Annotated in this window: 11 protein-coding genes; 7 read left to right on the forward strand and 4 right to left on the reverse strand. The window is 57.6% G+C overall.

The genetic code is table 11. The features are described from left to right. The first annotated feature begins 14 nt into the window (after positions 1–14). The 5 genes from ACR0DT_RS00100 (at position 15) to ACR0DT_RS00120 (ending at position 5,266) form a co-directional block, all read left to right on the forward strand. A complete protein-coding gene (locus ACR0DT_RS00100; RefSeq protein ID WP_480708792.1) occupies positions 15–2,813 on the forward strand; it encodes a helicase-related protein in 2,799 nt (932 codons plus the stop codon). Positions 2,814–2,819: 6 nt separating this feature from the next. Beyond that, positions 2,820–3,185, forward strand: coding sequence for an RNA-binding S4 domain-containing protein (locus ACR0DT_RS00105; RefSeq protein ID WP_480708793.1), 366 nt, complete (start codon positions 2,820–2,822; stop codon positions 3,183–3,185). Positions 3,186–3,251: 66 nt separating this feature from the next. Next, a complete protein-coding gene (gene fdxA, locus ACR0DT_RS00110; RefSeq protein ID WP_170324594.1) occupies positions 3,252–3,590 on the forward strand; it encodes a ferredoxin FdxA in 339 nt (112 codons plus the stop codon). Between the two features lie 283 nt (positions 3,591–3,873). Continuing rightward, positions 3,874–4,383 carry a CarD family transcriptional regulator gene (locus ACR0DT_RS00115; protein ID WP_170381457.1) on the forward strand — a complete coding sequence of 170 codons (510 nt, stop codon included), beginning with the start codon at positions 3,874–3,876 and terminating at the stop codon, positions 4,381–4,383. Between the two features lie 112 nt (positions 4,384–4,495). Continuing rightward, on the forward strand, positions 4,496–5,266 hold the full coding sequence (locus ACR0DT_RS00120) for an ion channel (RefSeq protein ID WP_480708794.1): 771 nt from the start codon (positions 4,496–4,498) through the stop codon (positions 5,264–5,266). On the opposite strand, the gene cobS is transcribed toward ACR0DT_RS00120, so the two are convergent. Continuing rightward, positions 5,263–6,027, reverse strand: a complete 765-nt coding sequence (gene cobS / locus ACR0DT_RS00125) for an adenosylcobinamide-GDP ribazoletransferase (RefSeq protein WP_480708795.1) — start codon at positions 6,025–6,027, stop codon at positions 5,263–5,265. The two genes, ACR0DT_RS00120 and cobS, sit on opposite strands and share 4 nt — an antisense overlap. Before the next feature lie 79 nt (positions 6,028–6,106). Between cobS and cobT the strand changes: the two genes are divergently transcribed. Beyond that, entirely contained in the window at positions 6,107–7,120 is a 1,014-nt protein-coding gene (gene cobT, locus ACR0DT_RS00130; RefSeq protein WP_480708796.1) for a nicotinate-nucleotide--dimethylbenzimidazole phosphoribosyltransferase, read from the forward strand. Positions 7,121–7,148: 28 nt separating this feature from the next. Here the strand turns inward: cobT and ACR0DT_RS00135 are convergent, their stop codons facing one another. Continuing rightward, positions 7,149–9,029, reverse strand: a complete 1,881-nt coding sequence (locus ACR0DT_RS00135; protein WP_480708797.1) for a monovalent cation:proton antiporter-2 (CPA2) family protein — start codon at positions 9,027–9,029, stop codon at positions 7,149–7,151. Positions 9,030–9,048: 19 nt separating this feature from the next. Then, positions 9,049–9,504, reverse strand: coding sequence for an Lrp/AsnC family transcriptional regulator (locus ACR0DT_RS00140; RefSeq protein WP_058281113.1), 456 nt, complete (start codon positions 9,502–9,504; stop codon positions 9,049–9,051). Positions 9,505–9,649: 145 nt separating this feature from the next. On the opposite strand from ACR0DT_RS00140, the gene hppD reads away from it, so the two are divergent. Next, a complete protein-coding gene (gene hppD, locus ACR0DT_RS00145) occupies positions 9,650–10,747 on the forward strand; it encodes a 4-hydroxyphenylpyruvate dioxygenase (protein WP_480708798.1) in 1,098 nt (365 codons plus the stop codon). 42 nt (positions 10,748–10,789) lie between these two features. Here the strand turns inward: hppD and ACR0DT_RS00150 are convergent, their stop codons facing one another. Further along, positions 10,790–12,631, reverse strand: a complete 1,842-nt coding sequence (locus tag ACR0DT_RS00150; RefSeq protein ID WP_480708799.1) for a hypothetical protein — start codon at positions 12,629–12,631, stop codon at positions 10,790–10,792. Positions 12,632–12,763 lie beyond the last annotated feature (132 nt).

Consider the following 12,763-nt stretch of genomic DNA (forward strand, 5'->3'; position numbering starts at 1 on the left):
GGCAGGGGGCAAAGGTGAGCGGGTCATCCCGAATCGTGGCCGTACTTGGCCCGACAAACACAGGTAAAACCCATTACGCGATCGAGCGGATGCTGGGGTATCGGACTGGAGTAATCGGTCTGCCGCTGCGTCTGCTGGCGCGTGAGGTTTATGACAAGATCGTCGCCATTCGCGGCCCTTCTGTCGTGGCGCTGGTCACGGGCGAGGAACGGATCGTGCCGCCCCGTGCCCAATATTGGGTCTGCACGGTCGAGGCGATGCCCGAAGGTATGGGCACAGATTTCGTGGCGGTGGATGAAATCCAGCTATGCGCCGATCCAGAACGCGGTCACGTCTTCACCGACCGCCTGCTGCGCGCTCGAGGCACGAACGAAACGCTGTTTCTGGGCTCGGACACCATGCGCGGCTCGATAGCGGCTTTGGTCCCCGAAGCGCAATTTGTCCGGCGCGAGAGGATGTCGCAGCTGGTCTATGCGGGTTCCAAGAAGATCAGCCGTATGCCCGCGCGCAGCGCAATTGTCGGATTCTCGGTTGATAGTGTCTATGCGATTGCCGAGCTTTTGCGACGCCAAAAGGGAGGGGCAGCCGTGGTCATGGGCGCCCTCAGCCCGCGCACACGGAACGCGCAGGTCGATCTGTATCAGAATGGCGAGGTCGACTATCTGGTTGCCACCGACGCCATCGGGATGGGCCTGAACCTGGATGTAAACCACGTAGCATTCTCGTCCCTAAGCAAATTTGACGGACGCAGAATGCGCCCGCTCGCCCCGAACGAACTGGCGCAAATCGCAGGTCGGGCCGGGCGCGGCATGTCGGATGGCACCTTTGGTGTGACCGGTGAGGCGCCTCCACTGGACGACGGCGTGGCGCAGGCGATCATGGACAGCCGCTTTACGCCGATGAAAAAGCTGAATTGGCGGAACGCCGCTCTACGGTTTGGCTCGATCGACGCACTGATCGACTCGCTTGAGGTCAGCCCGAATGACGAACATCTGATCAAAGCGCGGCCCGCAGATGACCTGAATGTGTTGAAATCGCTCTCGCAAGTGACCGAAGTTGCCGCCCGCGCCAGTGACGGCCAATCGATCCGTATGTTGTGGGATGTGTGCCGAATCCCCGACTTTCGCGGTATCAGCCACGCAGAACACGCCAGCCTGCTTGAAGTGATCTATGGGCACCTGCATGAACGCGGTTCGATCCCAGATGATTTCATGGCGCGCCAAATCCGCCGGATCGACAGAACCGACGGAGATATCGATGCTTTGTCTAAAAGGTTGGCATATATTCGCACCTGGACATATGTTGCGCAGCGAAACAGTTGGGTGCGTGACGAATCACATTGGCGTGACGAAACACGCACTGTAGAAGACAGGCTGTCAGACGCATTGCATGATCGTTTGACTCAGAGATTTGTGGACCGGCGCACATCTGTGTTGCTGCGCCGGCTCAAACAGAAGGAGGCCCTTTTGGCCGAAGTAAATGACAAGGGTGAAGTGACCGTCGAAGGCGAATTCGTTGGTCGTCTGGAAGGGTTCCGGTTTATTCCGGACAAAAGCGCGCAAGGAACCGAGGCGAAAGCTTTGAAAACGGCCTCCTTGCAAGCACTTGCGCCGCAATTCCATCTGCGCGCCGATCGCTTCTACAATGCGCCCGATACCGAAATTGATTTTACCGATCAGGGCGGCCTGATGTGGGGCGAATATGCTGTTGGCAAACTGGTTGCTGGCGCAGAGCCCCTCAAGCCGTTGGTCGAGGTTTTTGTGGATGAGGCCGCAGGCCCAGATGTCGAACAAAAAGTGCAGCGCCGCCTGCAGCATTTCATCGACCGCAAGGTTGCAGCGCTGTTCGAACCGCTGCTGAATCTGTCGCGGGACGAAGAACTGTCCGGCCTGGCCAAAGGGTTTGCCTTCCGCATGGTCGAGGCGCTGGGCGTGCTGCCCCGCGCAGGCGTAGCACAAGAAGTTAAGGATCTGGATCAGGACGCCCGTGGCGCGCTGCGCAAGCACGGCATCCGGTTCGGTCAATTCACCATCTTCATGCCGCTGCTGCTGAAACCTGCACCGACACGTCTGCGTCTGGTTTTGTGGGCTCTTGCCAATGGGTTGCAGGAATTCCCCGAAGCGCCGCCTCCGGGTCTGGTTACCGTACCGGTCGCAAAGGACGCGCCCGAAGGGTACGATACCATGTGCGGTTACCGCGATGCGGGCGAGCGGTCCATTCGGATCGACATGTTGGAACGTCTGGCCGACATGCTGCGCGCCGAAGACAGCCGTAGCGGGTTTGAAGCCAAGCCCGATATGCTGTCGATCACCGGGATGACGCTGGATCAGTTCGCCGACCTGATGCAGGGGCTGGGCTACAAAGCCGAGCGTGGCGAACGTGAAAAGGTTAAAGCGGCACCTGCCGAAACACCTGAAACCAACGCGGTAGAGCAACCTCTTACCGAAGAATCCCCGGCATCGGAAGCAGCAAGCGGCGAGGCCGCCACGCCCGCCGAAGCGCCAGCCGATGGCACCGAGGCGGCAGCCGAGGCTCCTGCAGTAGAAGAGCCCGAAGCTGAGGTGTTCTACACCTTCACTTGGGGTCGCCAACGCCAGCAAAACCGTGGTCCACGTCGTGAGCAGCGGCAAGGACAAGGCAAGGGTAAACCGCGCGGTAAGCCCCAAGATGGCCGCGGCAAACCGCAGGGCAAGAAGGGTGGCAAGCCGCAAGGTGCCAAAACCTTCTCGTCCAGACCACCAAAAAAGGAAAAGGCGATCGACCCTGATAACCCATTTGCAGCCGCGCTGATGGGTTTGAAAGACGGTAACTAAACGCCGATGGCCGAGGCCAAGCTGCGGATCGACAAATGGTTGTGGCAGGCGCGGTTCTTCAAGACCCGCAGCCTAGCCGCAAAACAGGTCAGCGGCGGCCATGTCCGGCTGAACGGGAACCGGGTTCTGAAACCGGCGCAGGCTGTGGGGCCCGGTGACGTTCTCACCTTCCCGCAGGGGCGCGTAGTCAGGCTTGTTCGGGTTGAAAAGCTGGGCGAACGCCGCGGCCCTGCATCTGAGGCGCAAACGTTGTATTTCGATATGACGGAAAAAAAGGACATGCCGCCCAGAAACCCTAGTTTCGAGGGAAAAGGTCGTCCAACCAAGAAAGATCGGCGCGCGCTTGATCTTTCTAGCACCCCTAAGGGCTGATCCGCCCTTGAAGACGGTATAATACTGGATTAGCTAGACGCCCAAACCGCAAATGGGAATCCCACAATGACCTATGTTGTCACCGAAAACTGCATTGCCTGCAAATACACCGACTGCGTCGAAGTGTGCCCGGTGGACTGTTTCTACGAAGGTGAGAACACGTTGGTCATTCACCCCGATGAATGCATCGACTGCGGTGTGTGCGAGCCCGAGTGCCCCGCCGATGCCATCCGCCCCGATACTGAGCCAGGGATGGATCAGTGGGTCGAGTTTAACCGGAAATACTCGGAACAGTGGCCGGTCATCGTAACCAAGAAAGATCCGCTACCCGAGGCCGAAGAGCGCGACGGTGAAGAAGGCAAGATGGAGAAGTATTTCTCGGAAGCTCCCGGTGAGGGTGGCTGAGCGATTCGCTCTCTGAACTTGTTGGTTCAGGTGTAAAAACAGATTGCAACGCTTTGAAATTTATAAGGTTTCTCGACCGCTTTTGGCCGTGGCCTTTCAGGCGTCTTAATTTTGTGATATAATCGTAAGCTGAATGATGAATGAGATGGGGATGTGCTCCGTAAGTATGATTGCTTTGGAGTTCTGATTTTATGCCAAACAAGTCGCCTGACGGGGCCAGGAAAGGCTCCGGCTAGGGTGTTTTGTTGTCCGTATCTCGCTCTTTAACCAAGGATGAACCTGTATGTCTAAGTCGAAAAAGCTTGAGTTCCGCCCGAATGACTACGTTGTCTACCCTGCGCATGGCGTGGGTCAGATCATCTCGATCGAAGAGCAGGAAGTCGCGGGATATTCGCTTGAGCTGTTCGTCATCTCCTTTGAAAAAGACAAGATGACCCTGCGGGTGCCGACCAACAAGGTCACCGAGTCCGGCCTGCGGTCGCTCAGCTCACCTGATGTCATCAGCCAGGCGATGAAGACGCTGAAGGGCAAGGCCAAGGTGAAACGCGCCATGTGGTCGCGCCGGGCACAGGAATATGAACAAAAGATCAACTCGGGCGATCTGATCTCAATCGCTGAGGTGGTTCGCGATCTTCACCGCACCGACGATCAGCGCGAGCAGAGCTATTCCGAGCGTCAGCTGTATGAAGCCGCGCTTGAGCGCCTGACCCGCGAAGTGGCCGCCGTGTCTGGTGCCGGTGAAGTTTCGGCTGCCAAGCAGGTGGATGAGGTTCTGACCTCGCGCGCGGCCTGATCGCTGCCAAATTCGATTAACGGGCCGCTCCTGAAGGGGGCGGCCTTTTTCGTGTCTGGTCTTGGTGAAATCCGCATTTGCCGCTAATTTTCCATTAGTCAGAGGCGGATACATGGCCAAGATAAAGCAAACCGTAAAGTTTCTGTATATCGCACATGACCCGGTTTCGGTCTGGTTCCGCTATTGTTTGATCCTGTTTGATGCCGCGTCGATCGTGTTTTTCGTATCCACGGCGAATGTGCCTCATGGGCCGGGGATCACGCTGGCGAGCCTGTTCATCGGTTTTCTGATCTTGCTGGATTTCCTGGCTCGGCTCTGGATCGCGAAGGACCGCTGGAAGCTGCTGCGCAAGATTTACACGCTGGCCGATATCGTTGTGATCGCCTCGCTGTTGCTTGACCCGTTTTTGCCGGGAAATCTGGCCTTCGTACGGATATTGCGCGCCTTGCGCCTTATCCATTCCTATCACCTGCTGCGGGATTTGCGACGTGACAGTCAATTTTTCCGAACGCATGAAGATGCGGTTATCGCGGCGATCAATCTGCTTGTGTTCGTTTTCGCGACCTCGACGGCGGTTCTGGTGTTTTTTATTCCCGACAGCAGCCCGCACGCTTATATCGACGCGCTTTATTTCACCATGGCGACGCTGACCACGACTGGGTTTGGCGACATCACTCTGGCAACACCGGCGGGTAAGTTGTTCTCGGTATTCATTATGATTGTGGGTGTCGCGTTGTTCGTCCGTTTGGCGCAGGCGATCTTCATGCCCCAGAAAGTGCGCCACAAATGCCCCAGCTGCGGTCTGTACCGGCATGATCCAGATGCGGTGCATTGCAAGCATTGCGGTGAAACGCTGAGGATCGAAACCGGCGGCACGGCTTAAAGCGCGGCTGCGGCTGCGGTTAGGAATGCCAACTCTGCCAGTTGCTGCGAAGCGCCTAAAATATCGCCGGTCTGACCACCAATTTTGGCTTTAGCAATCCCGGCGAGCGCGGTTACAGCTAACGCGGCCGCGAGAAGAGGGGGGAAGGCCGCACCACCGATCAAAAGCACCGCTCCGAAGACAGCCAGCCCGATACCCGCCAAAACCGTTGCAACCCGCGGCCCTCCGACCGAGTGGCTCAGCCCGCTTTTGCGCGCGTTGGGGAGGGCATTCATCAGAAACGGCATGAACGCGCGGGACAGAATGCAGGTGGCGAGGATCGCACCATAGGCCCCGGCCATCAGCAAGGTTGCGATCAAAGCGACGCGCATCAGCTGCGTAAAAATCAGCGCCAGCACACCGTAGGTGCCGATATGGCTGTCCTTCATGATTTCCAAGCGGCGTTCGGGGGTGAAACCGCCCCAGAACCCATCCACGGTATCGGCCAGACCATCTTCGTGCATCGCGCCGGTGGCAACAACCAGGACCGCGACCAGAATGACGGCACTGGCCGCTGCGGGCAGGTTCAGCGCCATTGCGGCCCAGCCTGCCGCGCAGGCCAATAGACCAACAATCAGACCAACGACGGGGAATGCCCATGCGGCATCGGCCTGACGGGTAAAGGTTGTTTTCGGCAGGCGCGGCAGCGGCAGGCGGGTCAGCAGGACCAATGCCAGTGGTATATCCCACACGGAAAACAGCTTGGTGTCGTTTTTGTGCACTCCCGCGCCTTTCAGGGTCTTGTTGGATTGGACGCTTCGGTTAAACACGCAGGACCACTCTGATGCAACGAGGCTTTGGATGCTGCCCGAACTTAATGACCTGAAAACACTCCGCGATGCCCTGAGCCAGGCATCGGGTCCGGATGATGCCGCGCTGAAAGGCGCGGTTGACCGCAATGGACAGCTGACCAAACCACCCGGAGCGTTGGGTCGGCTTGAAGATCTCGCGATCTGGTATGCCGGTTGGCGTGGGGATGCGCGCCCGGAAATCTCAGCACCGCAGGTTATTGTGTTCGCGGGAAACCATGGGGTGACGGCGCAGGGTGTGTCGGCCTTTCCGCCCGATGTGACCGTGCAGATGGTCATGAATTTTGAACATGGTGGTGCGGCGATCAACCAATTGGCCAAGGCCGCAGGGGCCACGATGGATGTGCATGCCTTGGAACTGGACCGGCCAACGGCGGATTTTACCGCAGGCCCGGCCATGACCGAAGATGATCTGTTGCAGGCCTTGCGCACCGGCTGGACAGCTGTCGACCCCAAGGCCGACCTGTTGGTGGTCGGAGAGATGGGGATCGGCAACACCACCCCGGCCGCCGCAGTTGCGTGTGCTCTGTTCGGCGGGGACGCCTCGGACTGGACCGGGCGCGGCACTGGTGTGGACGATGCGGGGCTGGCGAACAAAACCCGCGTGGTGGCTGAGGGCGTGGCTCTGCATGCGAACTCGGGTGACGGGTTGGAAATTCTGCGCCGTTTGGGTGGGCGAGAGATCGCAGCCATGGCGGGTGCCATCGCGGCGGCCCGCGTCCTGCGCATTCCGGTCATTCTGGATGGCTTCATCTGCTCTGCGGCGGCGGCCTGTTTGGCCGATGTATCTGCCGGAGCGTTGGATCACACTGTAGCGGGCCATCAAAGCGCCGAGGGCGCGCACGGAGCAGTATTGGACAAACTGGGCAAACAGCCACTGTTGAACCTTGGGCTGCGCCTGGGCGAGGGGTCGGGCGGCGCGCTGGCGATCAATATCCTCAAAAGTGCGGTTGCCTGCCATTCAGGCATGGCAACCTTTGCTGAAGCCGGAGTGTCTGGCGGCTGATCCTTAAGGCCTGATCCGACAGTCAGGATCAGGCCGATTTCTGAGCGTGTTTTTCAGCCAGTTCCAGAAGTTCGGTTTCCAGTTCTTTTTCGAACTGCTGGGCGCGCTCGATATATTTCTTGTTTTCCGCCGTGGGCATGCCGGGTATCCAAAGCTCGGCTAGATCCCGGATCGAGGCGCGGTCGTGGTGGTAAAAGGTCTGCTCGGCTTGTGCGGCCTCATATTCGCTGAGACCGATATTTTCGAGTACATAGCGCCCGGCACGCAGTGAACTGTCAAACATCTCGCGCACGATATCGTTCGCGCCGGCCTGATACAGTTCGTACACATGAGTGCGGTCATGGGCGCGGGCGATGATGTGCAGGTCCGGGCGCTGACGTCGGGCAAAGCTGACCAAACGGGTCACGGTTTTGCGATCGTCCATTGCAGCAACTAGAACGGCGGCTTTCTCAAGCCCAGCTGCGCGCAGCAGTTCTGGCCGCGTCGGATCACCCAGGAAGCCTTTCACGCCAAAGCGACGCATCAGCTGGATGGTTTCGATATCATGATCCAGGACGATGGTCTTGAACCCGCTGGCGCGCACCAACCGGTTGACGATTTGACCAAAACGCCCAATGCCTGCGATGATCACGGGGCCTTTCTCGTCGATCTCGTCAGGTTCGACCTGCGGGGCGTTGTCCCTGATCCGGCGGGACAAAAGATCGTAGATGATGAACAGCAAGGGGGTGATCAGCATCGTCAGGGCGATGATCATTAGCAGTTTTTGCGACAGGTCAGGTGGGATGACATTCTGCTGCGTGGAAAAGGCCAGCAGGACAAATCCAAATTCACCCGCCTGTGCGAGACCAAGCGTGAATAGCCAGTGGTCGCGGCCGCGCAGTTTGAATGCGCGCCCGACCAAATATAGGATGGTTCCCTTGGTTAGAATGACAAGAAGCGCCAGTCCGATCAGCTCAAGCGGGTCATTGAAGAAATAGGCGACGTCGATTCCGGCACCGACGGTGATGAAGAACAGACCCAGGAACAGCCCCTTGAACGGCTCGAGGTCGCTTTCCATCTCGTGCCGGAATTCCGAGCTGGCCAGAACAACTCCCGCCAGAAACGCACCCAAAGCAGGAGACAAGCCAACGAGAGTCATCAGGAAGGAAATCCCGACGACGATCATCAGAGCCAGCGCGGTGTACATTTCACGCAGGCGGGTGGCATGGATAAACCGGAACAGGGGGCGTGTCAGGTAGACGCCTGCAAGGATCACAAAGGCGATGGCACCAAGGGTGACCAACGTTACAGCCCAACCGGGCAGGCCCTCGACCAGAGACAGACTGTGGTGGGCGGAATCGTGTAGGTCTTTAACCCCGCGGTCAATTGATCCATCGCTTTCGATATGAGGCATAGCGGGCAGTGCCAATAGCGGTAGCAGGGCCAAAATGGGGATCACCGCGATGTCCTGCGTCAGCAGCACGGAAAACGTGGCGCGCCCTCCGTTCGTCTGCATCAGCCCTTTTTCCGATAGCGTTTGCAGCACAATCGCGGTCGAAGACAGAGACAAAGTCAGACCAACGGCTAACGCTACAGACCATGGGTGGTTTGCATAAATGGCCACAGCCGCGATGGCGGCGGTCGACAGACCGACCTGCAGGCCGCCCAGCCCCAAAAGCCTGTCCCGCATATCCCACAATGCGCGCGGTTCCAGTTCCAACCCGATCAGGAACAGCATCATGACCACGCCGAACTCGGCCACATGCTGCAGGCTTTCAGTTTCGGCACCGACCAGACCAAAAATAGGGCCGATTACGATGCCGGCTGCCAGATATCCCAGTACGGACCCCAATCCCAGACGGGCCGATAACGGCACAGCGATCACGGCAGCTGCCAGATAGATCGAAGCCTGGTAGAGGAAATCGTCCATGTTGGTCCTTTCGGTCGGGTCAGGTGGGCAATGGGGCGTCGCGTTTAAGCTGGTCCATCACGATCTGGCTTTGGACCCGTGCTACGGCAGGATGCGGCAGTATGACTTGGTGAAGCAAGCGGTTGAGAGCGGCCAGATCGTCGCAATAGACGTGAAGCAGGTAATCTGCCTCTCCGGTCATCGTCCAGGCGCTGGTGATCTCAGGCCGCGTATCCACCATGCGGGCGAAGCTTTGGGATTGCTCGGGGCCGTGGGTTCCCAGATGCACCTGAACAAATCCCTGAACATGCAGCCCGAGTTTCAGCGGATCCAATCGCGCGGCATATCCGGTAATGTACCCTTCGGCTTCTAGCCGTTGTCGCCGTCGACCGGCCTGGCTGGGCGACAGGTTGAGCATTTCGCCCAATTGATGCGCAGTCAAATGGGCATCCACCTGCAAAGCGGATAACAGGCGCATATCGGTGGAATCCAGCATATGCGGGAATTCTCCAGAAATTGGCAAAACCATGCGGGATTTGCGTGTTCACACCTAGTTTACACGAAAACTATGCGCAGAAACAGCGTCAGTTAAGGCATATTTTGGAATCAGCAAAGAAATTCCTGCTTTAAGGAGACGCGTCATGGGTCCTTTCCCTCATAATGCCCCGAAATCCGTCATCAGCAAAGAAAACCCGGTCGGTACAGACGGGTTTGAGTTTGTAGAGTTTGCCCACCCCGACCCGCAGGAATTGCGAGATCTGTTCGCCAGGATGGGTTACGAAAAAGTCGGCTACCATAAAGACAAGCCATTGATTGAACTATGGCAGCAAGGCGATGTGACTTACTTCCTCAACGCTGACCCTGAAAGTTTTGCTGCCCGCTTTGTTGAGGAGCATGGTCCCTGTGCCTCGGCGATGGGCTGGCGTGTCGTGAATGCGCAGAAAGCTTACGAACATGCGGTAGCCAAAGGTGCAGAGCCCTATGACGCGGCAGACAAGGTAATGGATGTTCCGGCGATCAAAGGGATCGGTGGTTCGTTGATTTATTTCATCGACCAATACCACGACACCTCGCCCTATAACCAGGAGTTCACCTGGACCGCGCAGTCCAAGCCGAGTGGCGACGGGTTCTATTACCTCGATCACCTGACGCACAATGTTTATCGCGGGAATATGGAAAAGTGGTTCAAGTTCTACGAAAGCCTGTTCAACTTCCGCGAAATCCGGTTTTTCGACATTCAGGGTAAATTCACCGGCCTTTACAGTCGGGCATTGACCTCGCCCTGTGGACGTATCCGTATTCCGATCAACGAAGATCGGGGCGAAACCGGACAGATCGTTTCTTACTTGAACAAGTATAAAGGTGAGGGGATTCAGCATATCGCGGTGGGCAGCGAAGATATCTACGCCTCGACCGATGCGATTGCCGAGAAGGGTTTGAAGTTCATGCCCGGCCCGAACAAGGCCTATTACGAGATGTCCAAGGACCGGGTCTCCGACCATGACGAGCCGCTGGACCGCATGATGAAACACGGCGTCCTGATCGACGGCGAAGGTGTGTTGGATGGTGGTGAAACCAGAATCCTGCTGCAAATCTTCTCGAAAACTGTGATTGGCCCGATCTTTTTCGAATTTATTCAGCGCAAAGGTGATGATGGATTTGGGGAAGGGAACTTTCAGGCCCTGTTCGAATCTATCGAACGGGAGCAGATTGAAAGCGGTGAAATTACAGCGGCTTGAAGCTGAAGGCTAATGCAGCTAAAGCGGGCGTTCGCGCCCGCTTTAGCTGCGCGGCATCTTCAACGTAAGGTTTCGGCCTTTTTTCTGATAACGCAGTTCGCTGTCGCCAATCGCGACGACCTTTCCTCCGTCCAGCCTGTCGCCAACCTTCAGTTTTTTGTAGCGGCCGCTAGGCAAGCGTACCAAGGCGCGGCGGTTGGCAGGTGTACCATAGACCCCGATCAGGTTCAGCTTGCGTAAGTTCAACGCGTTGTCGATTGTCGCCTGCCGTGCGACCGAGGCCGCTGACGGGATTTTGGGAGCCACTGTTCTGGGCTGGAATGACCCGGCTTCGACTTGGCCAACAGCTGCGGTTGAGCCCAAATTGGCCGTTTGTTGTGTACCAGCAGATGGTGCAAGACCCGCAGGGCGGGTTTTCGGGCGCGGTACACGCACAACCGCCAGCGCAGTGGGGGTATAGTCAATCTGCGGTTGCTGTTGCAGCGAAGCAGGACGCTGTTTGGGACGCCGTCCCGCCAGCTCCTCGCGCGTACGTCCACCCAGTTGCTGACGTTCGAATTGTTCGATCAGATCGTCAGGGCGGGGCTTTGGACGCAGTCCGGCCAGTCTGTCCGGGGTCTCCTCAAGGGTAGGTTCCTCTTCGAAACGTACAGGAGGTTCAGGAGGGGTTTTCGACGGACGCCCGAGATAGACAACAACACCTTCCGGGTTCAATGTTCCCTCGACGCTGGGCGTAACCAGGCCACGTTCATCAAGCTCGAACTGTGTTCCATCAACACTGGGCAGTGCGATTTGCTCAATGGGTGTGTCGGTGGCAAAGCTTTGCATCGGGGGCAGAGCGACCGCGTCGGTCGAAAGCTTGGAGTTGTCGATAGATGCAAGATACAGCTCATCCAACGGTGGCAAAGCCGGTGGCATCAATGGATCGGGTGCGACAACCTCTATGCCCGGTTGGACTGAAATGTCCTCCGGTTCGGGGTCGCGGGTAACCTCGTCTACTTCAGTCGGCGCCACATTCAGCGCTTCGAGAATTGCAGTGTCTGTTGGTGACAGATCGGGCTGGGATTCTTCGGACTGGGTGGGTGGTTCCTGCTCAGGTGCTTCAACGTTCGGATCCAGCTCAGCAGTTTCAGTGGGTGGTGTTTCTGCTTCTGTTTGGGGCCCCGTTGGGGCGCTCGTCTGCGGAGTATCTGCTGGTCGTGTATTTTCAATCTGCGCCGTGTCTGGCGCGGAATCTTGCGTGTCGTCTGATCCGATTAGTGCCCAGACCCCCAAGACCGCTGCAATCCCCAGCGCGGCCGCGGCTGGTGCTGCATACCGATTTGCCAATAACTGGGTGGGTATTTTGTTGGTTGCAGGTGCAGTCGGAGCGGATCGGAACACATCCGGGGCCGCTTCTGCGGCGATGGGATGCACATTCGGTGCCGCAGCCTCTGTGTCAGCCGCGCCCTTGACTTCGGTCGCAGAGTCCGAAGGCGCAAACAACGGCTCCGATGGAAAGGTTTTTGGGCCCGTATCCGTAGTGAATTGAACCGGTAAGAATCCGTGCGCGGTAGCAAAGTCGCGCGCCTCGTCCATCGTCTGCCGCGTCACGGCTGCGGCATAGATAGTCGAACCTACCGCCGCAGTATCAAAGACCAGATCTTCGACCGCATAGGGTGTAGCCTCGGCCAGCTTTTGCTTTACGTCGTTTTCCTGGGTCTGATCGTCCGTTTCCACCGACAGAAATCGTACCTGATCGACTGGGATTACGACTTTGCATCGCAGATTGTTTTCCAGCGCAAAGGCATTTTCCTGCAAGGAAAGTAATTGCGCGTTCAGGTCCGGCGCATCCAACGCAACCTCACCAATGCAGAACCAATCGCCATCGGATTGGTGGTGCACAGATATTCCGGTTGCAGAAAAAGACAGCGCAAAGGCGGGTTTCATATTCCCGAGGAACCATAATTGTCAGCATCGATGCAAACGACTTTTCGTCCGCAGGCTGACATTAAAGCAGGATCTCGCCGAGGGAAA

It is taken from the genome of Ruegeria sp. BI11 (assembly GCF_056538005.1).